This is a genomic window from Neorhizobium sp. R1-B, from assembly GCF_004368875.1.
GTDB lineage: Bacteria > Pseudomonadota > Alphaproteobacteria > Rhizobiales > Rhizobiaceae > Neorhizobium > Neorhizobium huautlense.
In genome coordinates, this window is record NZ_SOEM01000012.1 from 54266 (window position 1) to 79150 (window position 24885).

At 60.4% G+C, this 24885-nt stretch carries 22 protein-coding genes and 1 pseudogene; 4 read left to right on the top strand and 19 right to left on the bottom strand.

What is annotated here, in order from left to right; all coding sequences use genetic code 11:
- Positions 1–90: 90 nt before the first annotated feature.
- The 6 genes from EDE05_RS16975 to EDE05_RS17000 form a co-directional block, all read right to left on the bottom strand.
- Positions 91–984 (bottom strand): amidohydrolase, encoded by an 894-nt coding sequence (locus EDE05_RS16975; RefSeq protein ID WP_105374713.1) that lies wholly within the window; start codon positions 982–984, stop codon positions 91–93.
- A gap of 78 nt (positions 985–1062) precedes the next feature.
- Complete coding sequence (locus EDE05_RS16980) at positions 1063–2022, bottom strand: substrate-binding domain-containing protein (protein ID WP_105374683.1); 960 nt, start codon at positions 2020–2022, stop codon at positions 1063–1065.
- Positions 2023–2044: 22 nt separating this feature from the next.
- Positions 2045–3016 carry an ABC transporter permease gene (locus EDE05_RS16985; protein ID WP_105374714.1) on the bottom strand — a complete coding sequence of 324 codons (972 nt, stop codon included), beginning with the start codon at positions 3014–3016 and terminating at the stop codon, positions 2045–2047.
- A gap of 17 nt (positions 3017–3033) precedes the next feature.
- Positions 3034–4497, bottom strand: a complete 1464-nt coding sequence (locus EDE05_RS16990) for a sugar ABC transporter ATP-binding protein (protein WP_105374684.1) — start codon at positions 4495–4497, stop codon at positions 3034–3036.
- Positions 4498–4779: 282 nt separating this feature from the next.
- Positions 4780–5613 carry an SDR family oxidoreductase gene (locus EDE05_RS16995; RefSeq protein ID WP_105374685.1) on the bottom strand — a complete coding sequence of 278 codons (834 nt, stop codon included), beginning with the start codon at positions 5611–5613 and terminating at the stop codon, positions 4780–4782.
- An 82-nt stretch (positions 5614–5695) separates the two neighbouring features.
- Positions 5696–7114, bottom strand: a complete 1419-nt coding sequence (locus EDE05_RS17000) for a coniferyl aldehyde dehydrogenase (RefSeq protein ID WP_134101982.1) — start codon at positions 7112–7114, stop codon at positions 5696–5698.
- Positions 7115–7207: 93 nt separating this feature from the next.
- On the opposite strand from EDE05_RS17000, the gene EDE05_RS17005 reads away from it, so the two are divergent.
- Positions 7208–7822, top strand: a complete 615-nt coding sequence (locus EDE05_RS17005) for a TetR/AcrR family transcriptional regulator (protein ID WP_105374687.1) — start codon at positions 7208–7210, stop codon at positions 7820–7822.
- Positions 7823–8231: 409 nt separating this feature from the next.
- Here EDE05_RS17005 and EDE05_RS17010 read toward each other — a convergent pair whose 3' ends face one another.
- From EDE05_RS17010 to EDE05_RS17020, 3 genes are all read right to left on the bottom strand, one after another.
- Positions 8232–8861 (bottom strand): glutathione S-transferase family protein, encoded by a 630-nt coding sequence (locus EDE05_RS17010; protein ID WP_105374688.1) that lies wholly within the window; start codon positions 8859–8861, stop codon positions 8232–8234.
- A gap of 116 nt (positions 8862–8977) precedes the next feature.
- Positions 8978–12091 carry an efflux RND transporter permease subunit gene (locus EDE05_RS17015; protein ID WP_105374689.1) on the bottom strand — a complete coding sequence of 1038 codons (3114 nt, stop codon included), beginning with the start codon at positions 12089–12091 and terminating at the stop codon, positions 8978–8980.
- Complete coding sequence (locus tag EDE05_RS17020; RefSeq protein ID WP_105374690.1) at positions 12091–13200, bottom strand: efflux RND transporter periplasmic adaptor subunit; 1110 nt, start codon at positions 13198–13200, stop codon at positions 12091–12093. The genes EDE05_RS17015 and EDE05_RS17020 overlap by 1 nt, the downstream gene beginning before the upstream one ends.
- A 98-nt stretch (positions 13201–13298) precedes the next feature.
- Here EDE05_RS17020 and EDE05_RS17025 point away from each other — a divergent pair, with 98 nt between their 5' ends.
- A complete protein-coding gene (locus tag EDE05_RS17025) occupies positions 13299–13886 on the top strand; it encodes a TetR/AcrR family transcriptional regulator (RefSeq protein WP_105374691.1) in 588 nt (195 codons plus the stop codon).
- A 166-nt stretch (positions 13887–14052) separates the two neighbouring features.
- Positions 14053–15351 carry a beta-ketoacyl-ACP synthase II gene (gene fabF / locus EDE05_RS17030; RefSeq protein WP_105374692.1) on the top strand — a complete coding sequence of 433 codons (1299 nt, stop codon included), beginning with the start codon at positions 14053–14055 and terminating at the stop codon, positions 15349–15351.
- 41 nt (positions 15352–15392) lie between these two features.
- On the opposite strand, the pseudogene EDE05_RS17035 reads toward fabF, so the two are convergent.
- The 10 genes and pseudogenes from EDE05_RS17035 to EDE05_RS17080 form a co-directional block, all read right to left on the bottom strand.
- Positions 15393–15923, bottom strand: a pseudogene (locus tag EDE05_RS17035) (gluconokinase).
- Positions 15892–16647: an SDR family oxidoreductase gene (locus EDE05_RS17040; RefSeq protein ID WP_105374693.1), complete on the bottom strand. Its 756-nt coding sequence runs from the start codon at positions 16645–16647 to the stop codon at positions 15892–15894. The pseudogene EDE05_RS17035 and the gene EDE05_RS17040 overlap by 32 nt, the downstream one beginning before the upstream one ends.
- Positions 16648–16714: 67 nt before the next feature.
- Entirely contained in the window at positions 16715–17746 is a 1032-nt protein-coding gene (locus tag EDE05_RS17045) for an L-idonate 5-dehydrogenase (RefSeq protein WP_112796838.1), read from the bottom strand.
- A gap of 8 nt (positions 17747–17754) precedes the next feature.
- Complete coding sequence (locus EDE05_RS17050; RefSeq protein ID WP_112796836.1) at positions 17755–18702, bottom strand: 2-hydroxyacid dehydrogenase; 948 nt, start codon at positions 18700–18702, stop codon at positions 17755–17757.
- A gap of 44 nt (positions 18703–18746) precedes the next feature.
- Positions 18747–19517, bottom strand: coding sequence for a 5-oxoprolinase subunit PxpA (locus EDE05_RS17055; RefSeq protein ID WP_134101985.1), 771 nt, complete (start codon positions 19515–19517; stop codon positions 18747–18749).
- Between the two features lie 19 nt (positions 19518–19536).
- Positions 19537–19941, bottom strand: a complete 405-nt coding sequence (locus EDE05_RS17060) for a hypothetical protein (protein WP_134101988.1) — start codon at positions 19939–19941, stop codon at positions 19537–19539.
- The gene (locus EDE05_RS17065) at positions 19938–20924 is read right to left on the bottom strand and encodes a biotin-dependent carboxyltransferase family protein (protein ID WP_112796830.1); all 987 of its coding nucleotides are present in this window, start codon (positions 20922–20924) and stop codon (positions 19938–19940) included. Before EDE05_RS17065 ends, EDE05_RS17060 begins: the two co-directional genes overlap by 4 nt.
- Positions 20921–21595, bottom strand: a complete 675-nt coding sequence (gene pxpB / locus EDE05_RS17070; RefSeq protein WP_112796828.1) for a 5-oxoprolinase subunit PxpB — start codon at positions 21593–21595, stop codon at positions 20921–20923. The genes EDE05_RS17065 and pxpB overlap by 4 nt, the downstream gene beginning before the upstream one ends.
- Positions 21592–22965, bottom strand: coding sequence for an acetyl-CoA carboxylase biotin carboxylase subunit (gene accC / locus EDE05_RS17075; protein ID WP_134101991.1), 1374 nt, complete (start codon positions 22963–22965; stop codon positions 21592–21594). The genes pxpB and accC overlap by 4 nt, the downstream gene beginning before the upstream one ends.
- Complete coding sequence (locus tag EDE05_RS17080) at positions 22962–23402, bottom strand: biotin/lipoyl-containing protein (protein WP_157949112.1); 441 nt, start codon at positions 23400–23402, stop codon at positions 22962–22964. Before EDE05_RS17080 ends, accC begins: the two co-directional genes overlap by 4 nt.
- 256 nt (positions 23403–23658) lie before the next feature.
- Between EDE05_RS17080 and EDE05_RS17085 the strand changes: the two genes are divergently transcribed.
- The gene (locus EDE05_RS17085) at positions 23659–24864 is read left to right on the top strand and encodes an aspartate transaminase (RefSeq protein WP_134101994.1); all 1206 of its coding nucleotides are present in this window, start codon (positions 23659–23661) and stop codon (positions 24862–24864) included.
- Positions 24865–24885: the final 21 nt, after the last annotated feature.

A 24885-nucleotide genomic window follows, 5' to 3' on the forward strand; every position in this document is an offset into this window, starting at 1 on the left:
CGAACCGCTGAAAAAGAAAGGCGGCTCCCCAAAGAGTTGCCGCCTGTCGAGTTGACCTTGGGAGGTTACATGCACCTGCTGATGCAAGGTTCAGATCCGGTAGAACTTTTCCGCATTGTCGTGGAAAAGCTTCATGCGATCCTCCAGCGGATAGCTTGCCGTAATCTCGTTGAAGGCATTGAAAATGGCGTCATACGAGGAGAACAGCTTGTCGACGGGGAAGTTCGACGCAAACATGCAGCGATCCACTCCGAAGATCTCGATCGCCGACTCGACGTAAGGACGAATTGATTCCGTCGTCCAGGTGAAGTCACCCATCCCGAGGCCGGAGATCTTGCAGGCGACGTTGGGAGCCTCAGCAAGCTTTTGCATGCTCTTGCGCCAGCCGTCAAAATGAGACGGACCATCCACCTGCATGCCGGTATGGTTGAGGATGATCTGCGTATCGGGGAAATCGCGCGCCAGTTCGAAGAACTCTTCCATCTGCCAGTAGTAGAGTTGCAGATCGTAGGAGAGGTTACGCTTCACCAGTTCCTTGAAACCGCGGCGCCATTCCGGGGCGCGGCTGACCTCAGCTCGATCCAGATAAGTCTTGGCGGGGTCGGTGTGAAAATTCATCGACTGCCGGATACCGCGAAAGTTCTTGAACTGCATGTGTTCATCCAGAAGGTCGGCCACATCAGCTTTGCGAAAATCCGCATAGCCGACGATCCCGTGGGGGAAGCCGCAGCGATCGGCGATGTCCTGTAGCCATCGCGTTTCGCCCACCGGATCTTTGGGATCGTAACCGACGTCGAGATGCACAGATTTGACCAGGTTCTGGTTCTTCGCATCCTCGAGGAAGTCCTCGATCAGATAGTCGTGAATGATGGCCGAGTAATCCCCGAAGGCTGACGGCTTAGCGCCATCGTTCAGCCAGGGATAGTAGTTGTTGGTGATGTCCCACAGATGGTGATGGGGATCGATCAAGGGAATGTCGTTCATCGCGATGCCGATCAGAGAGAGAGGTGAGCCGGAAACCGGAGGGACCGGAGGCATCTTTGATACCTCCGGTCGAATGGATCACTGCGGGAAAACGCGCGCAATCACCTTTTTCGCGTCCTCGGAGTCGATGTCGGCAGCCTTCACCAGCGGCATCACGAGCGCCATGTTCTGCGTTGTCTTTTCACCCTTTAGAGCCTTGTACACTTGCTCCGTCGCATCCATGCCCTGACCGACAGCTTCCTGGAAGAAAATGCCCTGGATGGCGCCGTCCTTCAGCAGTTGGATGGTCGTCGGGCTGCCATCTGCAACGGTGACGCCGATCTTGCCCTTCAGGCCGCGGGTTGCGAGGGCCTTGGCAGCGCCCGTGCCCGCCTGGTCATACATGCCATAGATTGCCTTGACCTTGGGATGGGCGGTCAACAAGTCGTTCGCCTGTGTGACGGCCTCGTTGATCGTCAAGCCCTTGGTTTCCAGCATCTGCACGAGCTGACAGCCATTGGCGTTGAAGGCTTCCTGAGCGCCCTTCAGATACTTCTGCGCGTTTTCACGGTCCTGCGGCAGGGAGAGCATGCCGACTTCCGAGCCACCGCGCTCCTTGGCGAGTTCGCAAGTGTACTTGCCCTGGGCAAGACCGGTTTCGTAGTTATTGGCCGTGACCGAAGAGGTGAACTTGGTCTCGCCGGGCTGCGGGCCAATGCCAGCGAAAGCGATCGGGACTTTCTGCTGCGCAAGATAGTTCAGAAGCGGCGGGGTTGAGGTCGAGCTGACCGGACCGATGACGATGGCGTTGACACCACGGGTGACGGCAACGCGGGCGTTGTCCATCTGCTTGGCCGGTGAGTTTTCCGAGGTGTACTCGACATAGTCCATGCCCAGCTCCTTGGCCTTCTGCTGCACGCCATGTGCAACCCACTGCCAGTAGTCGATGTCTAGCGACGGTGCGATATAGGCCACCGTAAACTTCTTGTCTTGTGCGTGAGCCCCCTGTGCGACAAGCACGGCTGCGGCCATGGCAATTGCTTTAACGATCGTTTTCATCTTTCTCCTCCTCCTTGAGTGATTATCGATGACTGAACCTGTCAATGAGCACGGCGACGAGGATTGCGAGCCCCGTCACGGATCCCTGCCAGAAACTGTTGATGCCGATGAGATTGACCCCGTTCTGAATGATCGTGATCATCAGGGCGCCGAGCACGGCACCGATGGCGGACCCTGATCCGCCAGAGAGGCTAGCCCCGCCGATGACGACGGCGGCGATCGCCTGAAGCATGAGGGACGCTCCCGCCGTCGCCTCCGCATTGAGAATGTAGCTGACGGTCAAGAGGCCGGCGAAGGACGCCATCGTGCCCGAAATTACATAGGCCGCGAAGCGCGTGCGCTTGACCGGAATACCGAGCAGATAGGCGGCCATGGGTGAGCTACCGACCGAATAGAACCAGCGTCCGGCCGTCACCTTGCGCAGCACGAATTCCAGCGCCACGGTGAAAATCAGACAGAACAGGATGAAGTTCGGCAGGCCCGGTATGAATTCACCGCTGTTGAACAGCCAGTAGTCTGGCGAGTTCACGCCGAGCGAGCGGCCGTTGGTCACGATGAAGGCCAGTGATGCCGCAACCGCATAGGTGATCAGGGTGACGACGAAGGGCGCAAGCCCCACCAGCGTGATCAGTGCCCCGTTTATCGATCCGAACACAATCCCGACACCCAGCCCGGCAAGACTTGCGCTGATATCACTGAACCCGTTCGCCATGGCGAGAGCCGTCACCATGCCCGTCAGCGAGAAGATGGAGCCCACAGACAGATCGATGCCGCCGGTGATGATGACGATCAACACGCCAAGCGACATGATGACAAGGGGAGCCGAGGCCTGGAGGATATTGGCAAAATTGCCGGAAGACAGGGCAGCCGGCACGAAGAAGCCGACGCCGACAAGCAGAACGACACAGGCAATGGCGATGGCGAGTTCCGACCGGTAGACGGACAGGAGTGAAGGCGACTTCGGCGGCGGCGCCGTTTTGTCATTCGAGGTCATGGATGTTGCTTTCGTCGTCATGCGGCCATTCCCGTCAGGTCAGCCAGTGCGTCTTCGTTGAACTGATCCTGTGGGAGCAGTCCTTTGGCGCGGCCTTCCGTGTCGAAGGCGAGGATTTCGTCGCAGAGCTCGAGCAGCTCGACATTTTCGGTCGACCACCACACGACGATGGTGCCCTGCCCGGCCATGTTGCGGATGAGCTCGTAGATTTCGCGTTTGGTGCCGATGTCGACGCCCCGGGTCGGCTCTTCGAAGACCACCATCTTCAGAGGCATACCGAGCCAGCGCGCGACGAGCAGCTTCTGCTGGTTGCCCCCGGAGAGCGTCGACGGCAGATCCCAGATCGAGCCTGCCTTGAGCTTCAGCGCCTTGACGAGACCGAGGCACTCGTCACGCTCGGAGCCGCGGACCAGATGGCGACCTTCGCGCACCCGTCGGGATGCCAGCACGTTGTCGACGATCGGCAGTTGGGAAAGCACGCCCTTGAGACGTCGATCACCGGACACGTGGCCGATTCCCAGTTGCACCGCCTGACGCGGCGATGTGGGTCGCTTCGGCCAATCCTTAGCGTCGACCTCCCAATCTGCATTGGCGGCTGTTCCGTTCAGCACTGCAATCAAGCGCGACGGCCCGGCAGGTGCACCGGCAAGACCAAGGATCTGGCCCTTCAGGACGGGGACGGAGGTCTCGGGTCCGCGCAAGACGACACCGCCTCCCGCTTGGTCGAGCACCCGCTTGTCGCGCTCGACGCTGCGCTCTGTCGGTTGCCCCATCTGATGAATGATCTCGTTGTCACTCAAGTGGGTCAACGGCAGAGCATCGATGACGGTCATGCCGTCGCGAATGATCGTGCAGACATCGCAGAGCTGCCGGATCTCCTTCATGCGATGCGACACGAAGACGATGCCAATATTCTTCTCAGTCGCCAGCCGCCGCAGGACAACGAATAGTCGCTCGGTTTCGCCTGCCGTAAGATTGGCGGTCGGCTCGTCCAGAAGTAGGACTTCGGCGCCCGTGGAGAGAGCCCGCGCGATTTCCACGATCTGCCCCTCGTGCATCGAGAGTTCCGACGCCTTGCGATGCAGGGCGTGATGGGCGAGATGGGGGTCGATCAGACAAAGGGCTTCATGCGCCCGGGCAGCTTGCGACCGGTTGCGCACCAGTGTTGCCGCCGATGCGGCGTGGACAAGCGCGATATTCTCGGCGACGGTCAGGTCGGGAAGAAGGGCGAGCTCCTGGTGCACCACCGCGATTTTCGGAATGCCGCCCCTCGGTGATGCCAGCACAACGTCGCCATCGTCCTTGCGCACGGCACCCGTGATGATCCGGATCATCGTGCTCTTGCCAGCACCATTACCACCCAGAAGAGCGTGAATCTCGCCCGGGAGTACGGTAAAGTTGACGCCGCGGAGCACCTTCGTGGCCCCGAAACCCTTCATCAAATTTCGAACCGAGATCAGCGCCGTCTTATTGCTGTCCATCGTCACCCATCCCCACGACACGAGCATCGACGTAGGGGAGCAACGGCAACAGACCGTATTTTTTATCTAGCATCCAGTAGTCCTCCCAAAAGTGAAATCTAGTGAGAGGCTGAACCTTCAGATAGTTATTAAAGTTAAAGGGGTATTAAGCAGAGCTAAATACCTAGGGAGGATGGAATAAAGTAACCTTTAGCCTTAGAGCCAGACACGGCGGCCGGGAACCCGCGTTGAAAAGTAGCGAGGCGGTAGGCGACGGATACCCCGCCGCCTCACCTCAATACATCATCCCCCCGTGACGCTTTTCATGACGGATCGCTGCATCGAGCGAGGTGTCAGGCGATTTGAAAACACAATGATGTTGTTCATGAACCCTGGGAGGACGGATGCTTTTCCTTTCGCCAGCGCCCGCAGACCGGTTTCAGCGGTCGGACGCGCCTTCATCGTCAGAAAACGTAGCACTGGTGACACCGGCGCGCTGGCGGCTGCATCAAATCCAGTTTCTGTGTGGCCGGGGCAAAGACAGGTAACAGTGACGCCGCGAGGGCGCAGCTCGTGGTGAAGTGCTTCTCCGAAGGAAAGAACGTAAGCCTTGGTAGCGGCATAAGCGGCAAACCCAGGAACAGGTTGGAAGGATAGAATGCTTGCAATGAGGAGAATCTGTCCATCTCCGCGGGCTGCCATGTCCTGCCCAAAGATAAAGCTGAGTTCTGTTACCGCCGTGATATTGAGCTGTATCATATCGGTCGTGCGCTCCAAGGTGGTGTCCAGAAAGTCCCCATGCAGCCCATAGCCCGCGTTGTTCACCAGGATATCGATCTGCAGCGACTTGTCGTCCAGACTGTTTTTCAACTGAGCGGCAGCGCCAGGGACTGCGAGATCGATTGGTTCAACAACGACCTCTACTCCGTATTTCTGGCGAAGCTCAGCAGCGAGCTTTTCCATCGGCTCCCTTCGCCGGGCTGCGAGCACCAGATTGATCTTCTGTGCTGCCAGAAGGTCGGCATATTCGAGGCCCATGCCACTGGATGCACCGGTGATCAGCGCGCGCCTTGCGGCGCCGGAATGCGATTTCCCTGCGAATGTCTTTGAGGTTTGAGCGTGAGTAACGTTTTGCATTGAATTATCCTTTAGATCGCTTCGTGACGTGGCGTGTCGGCGAAAGCGAAGCTCCCCGAGCACGCCCCTTGAGTTCGAACTTTCATCGGAGTAGGACCTTGAGGATCCGTTCGGCCAGTATTCCGTATGGGGGCTGGAGCAGTTTCACGATGTTCCACCGCCCCTGCTCATAGATGCCCTTGGCATGGCTCAGTCGCCTGAAGCCCCCGATGCCGTGATAGGCGCCGATGCCGCTTTCGCCGACACCGCCGAATGGCAGGTCATCCTGCGCCACGTGCATAATCGTGCCGTTGATCGTGACGTTGCCCGATGTGGTGCGGTCGAGCACCTCTCGCCGTTCCGCAGAGTCTCCACCGAAGTAATAAAGTGCGAGCGGTCGGGGACGGGCGTTTACATAGTCGATCGCTTCACCGATTTTACGATAGGGAAAAACCGGCAGGATCGGACCGAATATCTCCTGGTGGGCGATCTTCATTTCGTCGGTGACGCCCAGCACAACCGTCGGCGCGAGCGTATGCGGACGGCGGGCGGCGTCGCCCGGCTGGTGGCCGACCTCGATAATCTGCGCGCCATGGGCTCGGGCATCCTCGATCAAGTCGATAAGAGTCCCATACTGCCGGTCGTTGACAATCGAGGTATAGTCCTCGCTGGTCGGACCGCCGGGATAGGCCGCCTTTACCAGCCTGTCGAAACTCGCGACAAACGTATCGACTTCGGACTCATGGACCATCGCATAGTCAGGTGCGATGCAGGTCTGCCCGCCACTGAGGAGCTTCCCCCAAACGATGTCTGACACAAAACGATCCTGAACACCGCCCTTGGCGACGATTGCCGGGGACTTCCCGCCAAGCTCCAGGGTTACGGGTACGAGATTGTCGCTCGCCGCCTTCATCACCGCGCGCCCTACGGCGGTACTGCCGGTGAAAACGAGGTGATCAAAGGCAAGTGAAGAAAAGGCCGGACCGTCGCCCTCGACGAGCGCCACCTGTTCCTCAGTAAAGATTTCTCCGAGCATCGAAGCGATGAGGGCATTGGTGGCAGGCGTCACATTCGACGGCTTGAGCATGACGCGGTTTCCCGCAGCAACCGCGGTAATCAACGGCATCAGAGACAGCTGAACGGGATAGTTCCATGGCGAGATGACACCAACCACTCCAAGCGGCTGATAGTCGATCCGGGCGCGCCCAAACTGCATGTGAAGGGCAACATGACGTCGCTCAGGCTTCATGAAGCGGCGCAGGTTCTTGTGGAGATAGTCAATGCCGCCGACGACCCCGTAGATCTCCATGATGGCTGTCTCCTGTCGGGCCCGGTGACCGAAGTCGGACGAGATCGCCGCCTCGAACATTTGCCGCCGGCTGATCAGGGCACTCTTGAGTTTGGCGAGAGAGGCACGCCGCTCGGCAAGCGATGTTGCACCGTCGCGCAAAAATGCGGTTCGCTGGGCAGCGAGGATGCGGCCCATACGCTCGGCGTCTGTAATTTTTTCTATGGCGTTCATGGCACACCCCGATGTAGACAAAGGAAACATTGAGATCTATATAGGTCGCAATGTTACCACTGTCAACAATGTAGTCACGAGAAACTTAAGGCCATGACGGACGTTCAAAACCGCCCCTATCACCACGGTGATCTCCGCCGCACGATCATTGAAACGGGACTAGACATCCTTCGCGATGAAAAGAACTGGCAGTTTACGCTGCGAGAGGTCGCCCGTCGGGCTGGCGTCAGCCACGCCGCGCCCTACAAACACTTTCCGGACAAAGCTGCTCTGCTCGTCGAACTCGCCATGATTGGATTCGATCGACTACGCGAGGCACTAGCGGGAGCGAAACCCGAAGCCCCCCAATCTCTGTTCGAAGAAATCATGCCAATATCCCTGGCATATGTCGCCTTTGGCACCGATAACCCGGCCCTGTATCGCCTGATGTTCAGCGCGGAGGAGGGACGCTCCGTGGGAATGCATCTCGATCAAAGAGCGCTTGCGGTATTCGACATAGTGTTGGACATGCTCAGTCGCGGTCAGGACGCCGGGACCATTCGCAAGCGGCCAGTCAGGGGGCAGGCGACCGCCGCATGGGCGCTTATTCACGGCATCACCTTGCTGGCGATCGATGGAATTCTGGTGCCGGAAAAGGTCGGATCGGCGCCGCTAGACGCAGCCATCGCCACCTTGGTGGAAGGGCTGGCAATCCCGCAACCGATATAGCTGCGAGTTACAAGGCGCGGCAAGCTATCTGCGGCGGCTCAGCCTGATCTCCAAAATCAGTTTAGCGCCGGTCGGCTTCCCGCTCGCTGGGCTGATCTCTCCCACGCTTTTGGTTGTTGGCAGCCGTAAGTCTTGGTTTGTTTCCAGGCGGGACCTGCTTTCGATGGTGTCGCAGCACAGGCAACCACGCCGCATCATCGGTTCGTTAGTGACACTCAGTGATCAGCGAACGCAGTTGACCGATACGAATTTGCGTCATCCTGATCAGACCTCTAAATAACTCAAACTCAGGTTACTTACCTCAAACGGATCGATGGTGCGGCGAAGAGGAAAAAGGAGTTTCTTCCTTTGCTGCTTCCTGAATTGCCAATCGCCGCGAGAAAAAGAACCCGAATCATGCGGATTCCCGTTAAAGAGCGAAATTTTCCACCGACAGATTTTCGTCTGATCTCCCTGATGTTCTCCTCACTGATGGGGGCGCATTCAGAGCGCGTTGGAACGCTTCTCTTTCCTCGCCGCAGGCCACGTAATTCTGCAGACGCCTGCTCTGCTTCAGAATGTCCGAATCCTTCAGTGGTCGCAGAACGCTAACCATCATCAGATCGCCAACGCTGAAGTCTTCGCCTTCAAGCCATGTCTTCTCGCCAAGGACCAGGGCGAGTTGTTGAAGCCTCTGCTCAAGATACCCGACACTGCCTGAAGCGACGCATGGCTCGATTGTGTTAACGGCGGCAAACATCCACATGATGGACCGGGAGCGGGCTTCTGGCCCCCCTGGAAGCAGGCCGGCAAAACGCTGTGCTATGTGAAGTACAATGGCGCCCGATTCGAAGAGGGTCAAATCCCCCTCTTGATAAACCGGCATCTGACCGAACGGTTGCAGTTGCATATAGTCGGGGCGACGCATTTCAGAGAAGGTAACATACCTCAAACTATACGGCTGACCGACCTCCTCAAGCGCCCATCTGACGCGTGTGTCGCGGTGGTACCCCCTGCCACCATCAGGAGGATGCCTGAATACTGATACTACAGGGTTCATTGCGGTTTCCTTCTCATCATGACTGCGACGAGACCCGAGTGGGGGCTTGCCCCCCAACGCCGTGCCTGCCTCTAGGGATATATCTCCCGCAGGGGTTCCTGCGGGAGATACCTTGTCTATTCGGCGGCCAATGCGTGCTGAAGTCTGGGGACGTCCGCGCCGGTCGTCGAAGATCCTTCCGCTTTTGGCGGCTTGATGCGAAACCATGCTGCATAGAGTGCAGGCAGGAAGAGCAGGATGATAAACGTCCCGACTGCCGTTCCGCCGATCAGCGTGTAGGCCATCGAACCCCAGAAAACCGAATGCGTCAGGGGAATGAAGGCGAGGACTGCGGCAAGCGCCGTGAGGATGACGGGCCTTGTTCTTTGAACCGTTGCTTCGATCACCGCATGATAGTCATCCAGACCTGCCGCCTTGTTCTCCTTGATCTGCTCGGTCAGGATCAGCGTGTTGCGCATGAGGATGCCCGCCAGACCGATGAGACCCAGGATCGCGTTGAAGCCGAAGGGCTGATTGAAGAGGATGAGCGTCGGCACCACGCCTGCGAGACCGAGCGGGGCTGTCAGCATCACCATCGTCATCGTCGATAGGCTGCGTACCTGAAGGATAATGACGATCAGGGTTGCAGCTATCATGAGCGGGAACACCTTTACCAAGGCCGTATTGGCCTTAAGTGACTCCTCGATATTGCCGCCCATCTCGATGCTATAGCTCGCCGGAAGTGACGCAATGAGAGGTTCGAACGCTTTCATAACCTGCTGGGCGACTTCTGGCGGTTGGGTCGCCTCGTTGATGTCGGACCTCACGGTTACCACAGGCGTTCGGTCACGGCGCTTGAGGATCGGCTCTTCGAAGCGCACCTCCGTGTGGCCGATCTGGTCGAGCGGGATTGTCCGACCCTCTCTCGTGACAAGCGAAAAGTCGGCGAGCCTTGCTGGGTCGAGGCGGATTTCACCCGCGCTTCTGGCCACGACAGGAACATTTCGGATGTTCTCACGGACTTGCGTAACCGGCACACCACTCAGCAGGAGCTGTATTTGCTGGGCAGCCTCGGCACTGGACATGCCAATAAGGTTCAGGCGATCCTGGTCAGGAACGAACCTGACAACAGGTGTGCGGTTACCCCAGTCGCGGTTGGCGTTTCTGACGTCAGGTACCGAAGTCATGAGAGCAAGGGCCTGCTCGGAGATTTTGTACAGCTCTTCGGCGTCCGGCCCCTTGATCCGGAATTCCACAGGAAACGGCGTGTAGGGGCCGAAGACGAGTTGCGTCACACGAACGAATGCTTCGGGCGCCAGCCCTTGCGCAACGGCTTCCCGCAGACGCAGTTTCAGCACCTCGCGCTCATGGGCGTCGGGCGTCAGAACAACGATCTTTGCAAAGGCCGGATCGGGCAGCTCAGGCGCCATTGCAAAGAAGAATCGGGGCGCACCTTGACCGATGTAGCTGGTCGCGATCTTCGTTTCGGGCTGCTGCTTCAGCCAGTCTTCAAGCTTCTTGACCGTGGCTGTCGTCGTTTCGATGCTCGTGCCTTCAGGCATGCGGACTTCGACAAGAACCTCAGGGCGGTCAGAGGTCGGGAAGAACTGCTGCTTCAGCGCACCCATTCCGACAACGGAAAGTGCCATAACGACGCCAACGACAGCGCAGGTCAGGAATTTGTGCTTGACGGTGAATTCGATCGCGCCGCGCAGCCGCCTGTAGTTCGGCGTATCGTAAATCGCATGATGGCCGCCTGCCACAGGCTTGATATAGGGGAGCAGCTTAATGCCGAGATAGGGGGTGAAGATCACCGCGACGAACCAGGATACGATCAGAGCAAAACCGACGATCCAGAAGATATTGCCGGCATATTCACCCGCTGCGGAGGCGGCAAAACCGACCGGCATCAGGCCGATAATGGTCACAAGCGTGCCCGATAGCATAGGCGCCGCAGTGTGGCTCCAGGCATAGGCAGCCGCCCCGATTCGGTCCATGCCCTCTTCCATCTTCACAACCATGACTTCGATGGCGATGATCGCGTCATCCACCAGAAGACCGAGCGCCAGGATCAACGCGCCAAGCGTGATGCGGTCGAAGAAGCGTCCACTCTCCAGCATGATAATGAAGACGACGGCAAGCGTCAGCGGCACGGCGAGTGCAACGACAATGCCCACCCGCCAGCCAAGTGCAATAAGGCTGACGAACAGCACGACGCCCAGAGCCATAGCAAATTTCATCATGAACTCGCCAACGGCCGCATCAATATTGACAGCCTGATCACTCACCTTCGTCAGCGTAATGCCAAGTGGCAGCGATTGCGTGATTTGGCTGGAGCGTTGTTCCAGGGCTTTGCCGAGCTCGAGACCGTTCCAGCCTTGCTGCATGACAACACCGAGCATGATGGTCGGTTCGCCATTGTGGCGAATGAGGTAAGTTGACGGCTCCTGATAGCCGCGACGAACCTCTGCAATGTCCGAAAGTTTTAGCGCGCGCCCCGAGGCGACAATAGGCGTATCGGCGATAGACTGTATGCTGTCATACGCGCCGTCGAAACGGATGAAAACTTGGGGACCCTGCGTGTCGATAGAACCTGCCGGCGTTACCGTGTTACGCCGTTGAAGCGCTGCGGCAACATCCTGCGGAGAGATGCCAAGTGTCGCAAGTTTCTCGTATGAAAACTCGGCGAATATCTGCTCTTGCTGCTCACCCAGAATGTTGATTTTCTTTACGCCTGGCACATGAAGCATGTCCTGCCTGATCTTTTCCGCTTCCCGGACGAGATCGCGCATTGGCATGCCCTGCGCCTTGAGAGCGTAAAGGCCGAAGCTGACGTCAGAATATTCGTCGTTCACGAATGGCCCCAGAACACCCTGCGGCAGGTTTCTGGCTTCATCGCCGAGCTTCTTGCGCGCCTGATAAAATTCTTCGGCGACGGCGCTTGGTGGCGTATTGTCCTTGAGCGTAACGGTAAGATAGGCAAAGCCGGGACGCGTCGTTGTCTCGACACGGTCGTACCATGCCAATTCCTGAATGCGTTTCTCCAGCGGCTCGGCAACGAGATCCTGCATCTCGCGTGCGGTTGCGCCCGGCCAGACAGTCGTGACCGTCAATGTCTTGATGGTAAAGGAGGGGTCTTCCGCGCGGCCTAACTTGACGAAGGCATACGCACCGGCGAGCGACAAGAGAACGATGAAGAAGAGCGTGACGGCACGTTCACGAACGGCCAGAGCGGACAGATTGAAGTTCATCAGTTTGCTGCCTTTTCTGTCTCAAGGCTGGTGCGAACCGACGCTCCATCCTTCAGAAGATGCGCGCCGAGGGCAACAACTGCCTCTCCGGGCTTAACGTTCGTAACGACCACATTCTCTTCGCTCAGCCGTTCGACCTTCACATCACGAAACGTCACGGCAGATGTTTGCTGATCAATGATCCACACGCCTGTGCGCGTACCGTCGTCCAGAAGGGCACCGATCGGCAGTTCGGCGTGGTTCTGTGCATCTCTGTTCTCGATTTCTATAGTGACGGTCGCCCCCAGTGGAGCATTGGCCGCAGCCCCTTCAAGCACCCATCGCGTTTCATAGGTGCGGGTCTGTTGATCGGCAGAATCGGAGATTTGGCGTAAGGTGGCATTTTCCGTGTTGCTTCTGCCATAGATGGACGCAGAAGCTTGCGCACCGATTTCAGGACGCATGGTTTCAGGAAGCCAGACGATGGCTTCGCGAGGACCGGATTTCGCGAGCCGCACTACCGGTTGCCCGGCCGTCACAACCTGGCCGGGTTCACCAAGCGTCTCGACAATCGTTCCGTCTGCATCGGCAACGAGAACTGCATATTTCGCTTCGTTTTCTGCTACATTTGCGTCCGCCTGTGCGGCAGCCAACTGTGCCGTCGCCGTATCCAACAGGGCCTTCGATCGTTCATATTGCTGCGTCGAAGCGGCAGAGGTCTTCACCAGCACGGCGAAGCGTTTCTCATCGGCTTTCGCTTGTACAAATGTCGCCTGTGCTGCAATGACAGCGTTCCGCTTGGCGGTCAGAGCAAGGCGAAGATCGGTCTCGTCAAGCCTCATCAATGGCTGTCCAGCGCTTACCTGCTCCCCGACGTCGACAAAACGTTCAACGATCTTGCCGGGGACACGAAAGCCGAGGTTGCTCTGGACCCGGGCACCAACGGTTCCGGTAAAGCTGCTGCTCGAATTGGCAGGCAGTCTGGCCGTCGCAAGGTTGACAAGTGGCGCCAATGTCCGGGGATCGGCACCCTTTGCCTCGGGTGCCTGCGTCGGAAGCAGCAGTGCTGCGGCTCCGCCTGCGGCCAGCGCCAGCACTGCTGCTGCAGTGACAACAAGTTTCCGTTTCATTTCATCGCCCCTTCTTGACGGCCATTCCAAAAATATTAGATTGCAACCTAACTCTTAAAATAATATAGATGTCAAATGAAATCTAAAATGAGGTCCATATGAGAGTGAGCCGCGCACAGGCAGAAGAAAACAGGGAACGGGTGATCACTGTCGCCAGCCGATTATTTCGAGAGCACGGGTTCGATGGGATCGGCCTGAAAGACCTGATGAAGGGTGCAGGCCTCACCCAGGGTGGATTCTACAAGCAGTTCGCATCGAAGGACGATCTTGCTGCACTGGCTTCGCGGCGCGCGCTTGAGAGTGCGACCCGCCGGTGGTCTGCTGCCGCAGCAGATACGTCAGACCCACTAGAGGCAGTCATCAGGTTCTACCTCTCGAAAGATCATAGCGGCGAGAAGGCAGAAGGATGCCCGCTTGTCGCTCTCGGTTCCGACGCTGCCCGTCAAACTGCCGAAGTTCGGCGCCCGTTTGAGGATGGCATCCGAGCACATTTCGAGGTGCTCGAAGAAATGATCGGCGAGAGCGACGGAACGGCGGTCGCCGACAAGGCCATGGCAATATTGTCCATGATGGTCGGTGCAGTAATGTTGTCCAGGATCATCGAGGATAAAGAATTGTCATCCGGTGTTCTTGATTCAGCCGCAAGTGAAGTCCGGCGCATAGCTGGCCGCGATGTCAGCGCCTAACGGACAGCTTCTTGGTACTGGGCGGCGGTAGGTGCATTTAGCCTAGCCTCAGTCGCCCAAGTATCTGAAAAATAGCGAGAACCGCGTGTCCCACGTTAACGACCGGTTATTCGGTAGGACGCCGGAGGCATGCCTATTTCTAGGATTAAACACAGGTAGAAAACAGATGCGCCGTATCGTTGTAACAGGAATGGGAGCCATCAGCCCCCTGGGAGCAAACGTCGATATCTCCTGGTCGCGACTTCTTGCAGGCCAAAGCGGCATTCGACGACTGGATGACGACGTGGTCGGGGATCTGCCGTCGAAAATTGGAGGCTTGGTCCCTTCTCTGGCTGACGACCCCGAAGGAGGATTTGATCCTGACAGGACCCTGCCCTCGAAGGATCAACGGAAGGTCGACCGCTTCATCATCTTTGCACTGGCAGCGGCTGAAGAGGCGTTGGCGCAGGCACATTGGAAGCCGGCATCGAATGAAGATCGGCTAAGAACCGCGACCATTATCGCGTCCGGTATCGGCGGCTTTCCAGCAATCACCGACGCGGTACGCACCGTCGACCACCGCGGTGTCCGCCGCCTTTCACCATTCACAATTCCGTCTTTCCTCGTCAATCTCGCAGCGGGACAAGTCTCGATCCGCCATGGTTTCAAAGGTCCGCTTGGAGCGCCCGTGACGGCATGTGCCGCTGGGGTTCAGGCGATCGGCGATGCCGCAAGACTGATCAGGTCCAATGAAGCCGACATTGCGGTTTGTGGTGGCACTGAGGCCTGTATGAACATTGTCAGCCTTGGCGGTTTCGCGGCGGCAAGGTCACTATCAACGGGCTTTAACGAGACGCCGGCCAAGGCATCACGTCCCTTCGATACGTTGCGCGACGGCTTCGTCATGGGTGAGGGCGCGGGCATACTCGTTATAGAAGCCCTTAGTCATGCTCTCGCTCGCGGTGCGACCCCGATTGCAGAACTCGTCGGGTACGGCACGACAGCCGATGCTCATCACATCACCTCCGGTCCCGAAGACGGAAGCGGCGCGCGCAGGGCAATGGAAATTGCCATCGCGCAAGCGGGCATTGCCCCTTCTGCGATTGGTCATCTGAACGCGCATGCGACCTCTACACCGGTTGGCGATCTCGGAGAAATCAAGGCTATCAAAAGTGTATTTGGCCAAAGAAAGTCGGTGGCTGTCAGCGGAACCAAGTCTGCGACGGGGCACCTGCTCGGCGCGGCCGGCGGGCTGGAAGCCATCTTCACGATTTTGGCGCTCAAAAACCAGATCGCGCCGCCGTCACTGAACCTGAACACGCCGGATCCGGAAGCGGACGGGATCGATTTTGTCGCAAACGAAGCGCGATCCCTGGACGCTGAATATGCCATATCCAACGGTTTCGGTTTTGGCGGCGTCAATGCCAGCGTTCTTTTCCGACGCTGGGCAAAGACAAGCAACCGCGGGATATCCTCCTTGCGCTAACGCTCGTCGCCACATCCAAAACTCCATGAACCCGAGACCAGCTACCGAGCGTCAAAGAACACAACAATTTGGTCGACAATTGCCTCCAAAGGCTTGGCTACATCAACGGTGATGGCGTCTTCCTCCACGCCGGGCGGCTCCAGCGTGGCGAACTGGCTTTCGATCAGGTCCGTCGGCATGAAATGGCCGGTGCGGGCCGCCATGCGGGTGGCGATCAGGTCCTTTGTGCCAGAAAGGTGCACGAAGACGACCAGCGCACCCTTCCTCGCCCGGATACGGTCGCGATAGCTCCGCTTGAGCGACGGACAGCCGACGATCAAGGTGCTTTCCGCCTCGGCCAGCCGCGAGCCGATCTCGCCGAGCCAGGGCCAGCGGTCCTCGTCGGTCAACGGCTCGCCGCGGCTCACCTTCTCGATATTGGCCTACGGGTGCAGGTCGTCGCCATCGAGATAGATAGCACCGAGGCGCGCGGCCAACGCCGCGCCGACCGCCGACTTGCCGCAGCCGGCGACGCCCGTCAGCAGGATGCGCCGAGGTACATCAGAGCGAGGCTGTGATACCACCGTCGACATAGAGCACGTGTCCGTTGACGAAGGAGGAGGCGTTGGAGGCAAGGAAGATGCAGGCGCCCACCAGTTCCTCCACCTTGCCCCAGCGGCCCGCCGGTGTGCGTTTCTCCAGCCAGGCGGAAAAGGCCGGATCGGCAACCAGCGCGGCATTCAGCGGCGTGTCGAAATAGCCTGGCGCAATGGCATTGCATTGCAGCCCGTATTTCGCCCAGTCGGTCGCCATGCCTTTGGTCAGGTTGCCCACGGCGCCCTTTGTGGCGGTATAGGGGGCTATGCCGGGACGGGCGAGAGCGGTCTGCACGCTGGCGATGTTGATGATCTTGCCGGCACCGCGCCCGATCATGTGGCGGGCGACCGCCTGGCCCACATTAAAGACGGTGGAGATATTGGTCTTCAGCAGTCGCTCGAAAGCGTCGGCCGGAAAGTCCTCCAGCGGCGTGCGGTGCTGCATGCCGGCATTGTTGACCAGGATGTCGATCGCACCGACCTCCGCCTCGCAGGCATCGACCGCACGGCGCACGGCCTCGTGATCGGTCGCATCGAAAGCAAGGGTGTGTTTTGCCCCAATCTCCCTTGCGGCTAGGGCCAGCTTGGCCTCGTCGCGGCCGTTGAGGACAACCTCGGCGCCGGCGGCAGCGAGGCCGCGTGCGAGCGCGAGCCCGATGCCCTGGGAGGAGCCGGTGACGAGGGCGCGCTTGCCGGTGAGATCGAAGAGTTGGATGCTCATGGTCTGCTGGTCTCTTTGTTTGCAGTGGCGGCCTGAAGACCGCGTCGGTCTCTTCCTACTATTGCTCTCAGGAAAATGCGATCTGCGTCTTCATGGACTGCCCCTTGTCCGAGGCGATCTCGAATGCCTTGAGGGCATCGGAGAGCGGCAGCATGTGGGTGATCAGCGGCTTCACATCGATCAGGCCGCCTTGCATCAGCGCCACCGCCGTGGCGAATTCCTCATGGAAACGGAAGGAGCCCCGCAGGTCCAGTTCCTTTGCCGTGATCGCCATCATCGGCAGGCTCATATCGCCTCCGAGGCCGAGCTGCACGATCGTGCCGCGCGACCTGAGCGCCTGAATGCCGGCGGCCAGGGCCGCTTGTGCGCCAGAGCATTCGTACAGGACGTCGAATGTACCCTTGTTCTGGCTGAAGGGAACAAGTCCGTCGCGATCTTCCGAAAGATCGATCGTCCGATCCGCGCCGACCGCGCGGGCAAAGCCCAGCGCTCGGTCGGACAGATCGGCCGCAACGATTTCTGATGCACCCGCCCGCCTTGCGGCGAGGATGGATAGCGTGCCGATCGGACCGCAGCCGGTGATCAGCACGCGCTTGCCGAGCATCTCTCCAGCGCGACGGGTGGCATGCAGCGTCACCGACAGCGGTTCGGCCATCGCAGCCTCCCCCGCCGAAAGACCCTCAGCCTTCACGCACTGGCTGGCCTTGGCGACGAGCCGCTCACGAAAGGCGCCCTGGATATGCGGAAAGGGCATGGCCGACCCGTAGAAACGCATGTTGAAGCAATGGTTCGGCAGGCCCTTCAGGCAGTAGTCACAGGCTCCGCAGGGCCGCGAAGGCGATACGGCGACGAGATCGCCAACCGCGAGGCCGGATACGCCTTCGCCAAGCACGGCGACATGGCCAGATACCTCATGCCCCAGGATCATCGGTTCCTTCAGCCGCACCGTGCCGAAGCCGCCATGGTTGTAGTAATGCAGGTCCGATCCGCAGATACCGCCGACGGCGAGGCGGATTTCCACCTCGCCCGGCCCCGGCGCTTCAACGGCGTTATCCTCGATACGCAGGTCCTTGGCGGAATGAATGACGATCGATTTCATGGCTTTCCTCACAGAACCGGCGTCGGCAATGGCCGACCGTCGAAATGGGCCGACAGGTTGTCGAAGACCAGCGCGCCCATGGCCTTGCGGGTTTCCACTGTGCCGGAGGCCATGTGCGGCTGCAGCAGCACGTTGTCGAGCGCCAGGAACCGCGGGTCGAGATTGGGTTCCCCCTCGAAGACATCGAGGGCGGCAGAGCCGAGTGTCCGATTTTCCAGCGCATCGAGCAGCGCCTTTTCGTCGATATTGGAAGAGCGCGAGATGTTGATCAGCATGCCCTCGGGACCGAGCGCCTCGATGACCTTGCTGCCGACGATGTGGCGCGTGTCGGCTGATGCGGCCAAGGTCACGAACAGGAAATCCGAGCGGCCGGCGAGTGCGACGGGATCGGCGACGAAGGTCCAGTCCTTCGCATAGTCCTTCGGGCCTACATCGCTATAGGCGATTTCCATGTCGAAGCCGGCCAGGCGCTTGGCGACCTCGAAGCCGATCCGGCCAAGGCCGAGAATGCCGGCGCGCTTGCAATGCACGCGCGACTGCAGCGGATAAAGGCCTTTCCTCGCCCAGTCACCGCTCCTGACCCAGCCCTCGCCGCCGATCATGCCGCGCGCCTGTGCCAGCATCATTGCGACCCCCAGGTCTGCCACATCCTTGGTTAGGACATCGGGCGTGTTGGTGACGCGAATGCCGCGTTCTCGGGCGGCGGCCAGGTCCACCGCGTCGAAGCCGACGCCATAGACCGAAATGATCTCCAGCTTCGGCAGAGCCTCGATCATCGACCGGTTGGCGCCAAGTTCGCCGCGGGTCGCGATGCCGCGAATCCTGGCACCATGCTCGGCCAGAAACGCCGCCCTATCGGCAGCTAAGAAATAGCGGTGCATGGTGAAGGTGGCGTTCAGGCGCTCCTCGTCCCAGGCGGGATAGGGGCCGACCTGAAGAATTTCGATCCTGCTCACGGTGTTTTCTCCCAATTTGTCTTGTTGCCGGCAGCAGCCGGAAATCAGCCTTCGCACAGTTTGGACAGCGCGGTGAATTCGGCACCTTCGGCCGCGAGCGACCGGCGGATTTCTCGCGCCAGTGCGACGGCCCCCGGCGTATCCGAATGCACCAGGATGGAGCGCGCATGCATGTCGATGACCTGACCGTCGACCGCCTCGACCGTGCCCTCGCGAAGAAGGCGCAGAATGCGCGCCATGACGGCGCTCTCGTCCTTGATGACGGCTCCCGGCAGGGAGCGCGGTGCCAGCTGGCGATCGGCGGTATAGGCCCGGTCGGCGAGAAACAGGCGATGGCATTTCATACCCATGCCCATCGCTTCCTTTTCCAGCGCCGAGCCGGGCAGGACGAGAAAGTGGATATCCGGATCGAAAGAAAAGGTCGCCCTGACCAGAATTTCGGCAATAGCGGGATCGGCCGATGCCTTGTTGCCCAACGCTCCATGGGGATTGAGATGGGTGATGCGGTGTCCGGCGGCCTCGGCGATCGCATGCAACGCTCCGAGCTGGTAGAGGATGTGCATTTCCAGTTCCCTGGCATCCATGACCATGGGACGGCGCCCAAAACCCATGCGGTCGGGATAGCTGACATGGGCGCCCAGGTCGACGCCATGCTCAAGCGCCAGCCGCACTGTGCGGTCCATGATGACGGGATCGCCGGCGTGGTAACCGCAGGCGACATTGGCCGACGTGATGAGCGGCATCAGCGCCGCGTCGTCGGCAATCGTGTAGGGCCCGAAACCCTCGCCGAGGTCCGCATTGATATCGATCCGCATTCCCGCACCTCCCCTGTTGTCAGCCATGCGCTACGAATTCGAAAACAGGCGTGCCGTAACCGACGATATCGCCTTCTTCCCGCAGCCTCCTGCCGAGCGAGCCCGGCTTTTCCGCGACGACAGCGGTGATGGCCTGGCCGGAGACGAGATAAGCGACGGCCTGTCCTGCCCCCATGGTGAGACCTTCGGCCGCGACATCTTCCGGCCGGCCGGGATGGGCGAAGACAAGGCGCCCCATGGACGCGGTCGAGATCGTCTCTGGCTCAGCAACAGCCGGCGCCGGGGCCGCGCTCAAGGGCACGGCGGAGGCGGGGTCGAGCCGCATCGAAATACTCGCCCGGCCATCGGTATAGGACAAATGCGACAAGCCGGCAGCGATCATGCGGGCAAGGAGGTCATCGAGGTCGGCCACCGTCAGGCTCATGCGACACCCCATGCTGTTGCCAGGCGGCGCTGGCGACCTACGTCAGCTGCCAGTTGGGCAAGATATGTCTCCGTCTCGTCATGCGCATCGGCTGCGCATGCCGTGTCGCATTCCACGAAACGCAGCGCATCACCCGGCCGGGCCTGGGCAATCCGCCAAAGGTCCGCATCGATGACCACCCCGATCTTCGGATAACCACCCATGGTGGCGGCATCGGCCAGCTGGATGATCGGCTGTCCGCCGGCTGGCACCTGGATGACGCCGGGCACTACCCCATGCGACCTGAGTTCGCGCGGCCGCGTCAGCGCTAGCTCGGGACCTTCGAGCCGGTAGCCGGCACGGTTGCTCTGCACGGTCACCTTCCAGTCTGCCGACCAGAAGGCGGCACGGGAGGCGTCGTCGTAGTCCGCGTACTCGGCCGCCGGGATGACGCGCACCGCAGTTGTGCTATCGCCTGCCGCCGCAAGCGCCACAGCGGGCGGCACCGTCCCGACCCCTGCATGAGGAAGCCTGACGTCATTACCCACGGCGGCTATGCGATCACCCTTTGCCAGCGCCCGGCCCTCGATGCCCCCGAAGGTCTCGCGCAACTGCGTGCTGCGCGAGTCAAGCACTTCCGGTACGTCGATGCCACCGGCAACACAGAGATAGACGCGGCATCCGGAACGCGGCGCATTGAGCGTGAGCACATCCTCCGCCTTTGCGCGGGTGGCCCAAAAGGGCGGCAACGGCCGGTCGCCGAGCATGGCGCCGCAATCTGCCCCCGTCAGTGAAAAATTCATATCGACATTGAAGCGCAGGCGCAGCGGCAGGATCGGGATCTCAAGCCCGGCGGCGCCACGGTCATTACCCAGCAACAGGTTGCCAATGGCGAGCGCCAGCCTGTCCATCGCCCCGGACCGGCAGACGCCATAGCGATAGAAGCCGCTGCGGCCGAGATCCTGGATAGTGACCAGCGAAGGCGTGGAAAGGATCTCGATCATGCGATGACGCGCTCCGCCTTGAACCGAATGACATCGCCGGGCTTCAGCAGAGCCGGCGGCAGCCGTTTAGGGTCGAAAAAGCTGATCTCGGCTCGGCCGATCGTGTGCCAGCCGCTCGGACCGGCCGAGGCCGAAACGCCGGTCTGCATGCCGGCAAGCGAGAGGGACCCGCCGGGAATACTAACCAGCGGCACCTTGCGACGGGGCATGAACAGACGCGCATCGAGACCGCCAAGATAGCAATAGCCGGCATGGCTGCCGACGGCATAGACCGTGTAATCTGGCTCGGTGTGGATCCGTACGACCTCGGCGACGGACAAGCCCGTGCCTTCCGCCACGTCGTGCAGATGGGGACCACCCTCGCCGCCGTAGACGATGGGCAATTCCAGCACGGTCGGCTCCACATGCTTTTCGTCGCCGGTATCCCAGGCGCCACGGAGCAGCGTTTCGAAGAGGCCGATATCTCGGGGCGGCCGGGCCAGGATCAGCATCAGGTTGGTCATGCCGGGCACCGCCTCGACGACCATGTCCCAGGTTGCGGCGGCATCCGCCAGCGCCCAGATGCGCCTCTGATGCTGGATATCGAATGCGCCCGGCGCTTCGAATAGGATGGCGCTGGATCCAAGCGGTGTGATACGCGGCTCTTCCAGGCTGGCGGCGGAAGCGCTCATGCGATGCCCCTCTTCTCCAGCAGCTTTTCCAGATGGTGAATGTCGACGCCCCCCGCGACAAAACCCGGATCGCACAGCAGTTCCGCATGCAGCGGCGCGTTGCAGGCGGGTCCGGCGATGACAAGCTCCGACAGGGCAAGCCGCATGCGCGCTAGGGCCTCTGCCCGCGTCGCGCCATGCACGATCAGCTTGGCGATCATGGAATCGTAACTCGACGGGATGACGTAGCCGCGCGTCACATGGGTATCGACCCGCACACCAGGCCCGCCGGGCAGCACCAGATCTTCAATAAGGCCCGGCCGCGGCGCGAAGGTGAAAGGATCCTCCGCATTGATCCGGCATTCTAGTGCATGGCCCGAGATGCCGATATCCCGCTGCCGGAGGCCCAGCGGCTCGCCGCCTGCAATGCGCAACTGGGCCGCGACGATGTCGATGCCCGTGACCATTTCCGTGACCGGATGCTCGACCTGGACGCGGGTGTTCATCTCGATGAAATAGAAGGCCCCGTCCTCGAAAAGGAACTCGAAGGTGCCAGCGCCGATATAGCCGATACGCCGGCACGCTTCAGCACTGCGCTCCCCGATCGCGGCAATTGCGGAACGGTCAATATCAGGCGCCGGCGCTTCTTCAATCACCTTCTGGTGCCGGCGCTGCAGCGAGCAGTCGCGGTCGCTGAGCCAAACGGCCTCGCCATGGCTGTCACACAGTACCTGGATTTCGACATGGCGCGGATGTTCCAGGAACTTCTCGATATAGATATCCGGATTGGCGAAGAAGCGCTGTGCTTCTTCCCGCGTGACCTGCACCGCCTTGAACAGTTCCGCCTGCGAACGTACGACCCGCATGCCGCGCCCGCCGCCGCCGCCCGCCGCCTTCAGGATGACGGGGTAACCGATATCGGCAGCGATTCGCGCGGTCTCGGCCTCATCCTCCCCCAGGGCACCGCCGGAGCCCGGCACGCAGGGCACGCCAGCGGCGAGCATCGCCCTCTTCGCGGCGACCTTGTTTCCCATGACGCGGATCGCCTCGGCCGGCGGTCCGATGAAGACGCGCCCGGACGCATGCACCGCTTGGGCGAAATCGACATTTTCAGAGAGGAAGCCGTAGCCGGGGTGGATCGCTTCCGCGCCCGTCAACTCCGCGGCCGTGAGGATCGCCTCGATATTGAGATAGCTTTTGGCTGCGGGTGCCGGGCCGATGCAGATGGCGGCATCTGCGCTCTGCAGATAGGGCGCGTGTCGGTCGGACTCTGAATAGGCGCAGACAGAGCGCAGGCCAAGGGTTCGGCAGGCGCGCTGGATGCGCAACGCGATCTCGCCGCGATTGGCGATCAGGACGCTGGAGAAAGGCAGGGCATGCGGACGTGTCATGATGCGCTGGCCTCGATCACGAAAATCGGCTGCCCCATTGTTACCTCGCCGCCGGCCTTGACCAGGATTTCGGCGATAACGCCGTCGCGCGGCGCTTCCACGGTAGTGAAGACCTTCATCGCCTCTATCAGGCACAGCGTGTCGCCAGCCTGCACGGGACGCCCGGGTTCGACGAAATCGGGTTCGTCGGGCGACGGCGAGAGATGGACGATCCCGAAGATCGGCGCGTCGACTGTCTGCTTGGACGGGGAGACCCGTGGTGGCGCTGCAGCCGCTGGGACCATGTCGCCTGAGGCCTGCGGCGCGGGAGACGGCTGAACGATGCCGGAGCCAGCCTTGACCAGCCGGATATGTTGGTCTCCGTCGGTGAATTCCAGCTCGGCGAGCGGCGAGGCCGCCATCCACTGCATCACGGTCTTGAGTCTTTCGATATCCATCGGAACCTGCGCTTCTGCCGGGCCTGCCGGACAGCGCTCGATGGCACTGCGAGACGAGGCAAGACTGGCAAAAACGCTATCATAACGGTTCGATGATGGGGTCAGACCGGTTTTTAATGATGGGTCCGGCCGCTTGTCCATTGGCCGGGACTATTACGCCAGACCGATTCCGTCTTAGCCCTGCCTTCCCGCCCATCTTATGATTCCCCTGCTCTTTTCACAGCCAGAAGCCGCAAAACCGGCAAGCAGGTGATCCATGTCCGACTTCCAGCCCGCAGCGCGTGTCGAGCGCATCAAGCCTTCTCCGAGCACCGCAGCCGCAGCCCGAGCGAGGGAATTGAAAGCCGAAGGCCGTGATATCGTCGACATGACCGTCGGCGAGCCGGATTTCGATACCCCCGACGCCATCAAGGAAGCGGGCATTGTCGCCATCCGCGCCGGCGACACCAAGTATACGCCGGTCAACGGCACGCTGGCTCTGCGCCGAGCGATCGCCGGCCGGCTGCAGCGCCATACGGGCCACGCCTATCCGCTCGACGCAATCACGGCCGGCGGCGGCGGCAAGCAGATCATCTTCCTGGCGCTGATGGCATCAGTAGACAACCAGGCCGAGGTCATCATTCCCGCGCCCTACTGGGTCTCCTATCCCGATATGGTGCTGGCCAATGAAGGCAAGCCCGTCATCGTCACCTGCCCCGAGGCGGACGGCTTCAAGCTGAAACCGGAAGCCCTCGAGGCAGCGATCACTCCGAGAACCCGGTGGCTGATTCTCAACGCGCCTTCCAATCCGACCGGCGCCACTTATTCCCGCGCGGAACTTGAGGCGCTGGCCGCGGTGCTTCAGCGCCATCCCCATGTCTGGGTTTTGACCGACGAAATCTATGACGAGATCTGGTTCGGCGAAGGCAAGGCCGTCAGCCTGGTCGAGGCCGCCCCCAGCCTTGTTGACCGCATCTTCCTAGTGAACGGCGTATCGAAAAGCTACGCCATGACCGGCTGGCGCATCGGCTATGGAGCCGGCCCCGCCCCGCTGGTAGCGGCGGTCAACAAGCTCCAGTCGCAGATTTCGTCCTGCCCGTCCTCCATCAGCCAGGCAGCGGCCGCGGCCGCACTCGACGGCGACCAGGCTTTCATTATCGACAGCGTCGCGGCCTATCGCCGCCGCCGGGACATCGCGGTCGAACGCCTGAATGCGATCGACGGTATTTCCTGCACGGCTCCGGAAGGTGCATTCTATCTCTTCGTCAACTGCGCCGGCCTGATTGGCAAGACCGCCCCCGACGGGCGAAAGATCACCAACGACTTCGACTTCGTGCTCTACCTGCTCGACTGCGGGGTCGCGGCCATCCAGGGCGCCGCCTATGGCCTTTCACCCTATTTCCGGCTGTCGATCGCCACGTCGGAGGCGCAGATCGAAAAGGCCTGCGCCTTGATCGCCAAGGCCTGCGCAGCCCTGTCCTGAGACGGCCGGAACATCGAACCA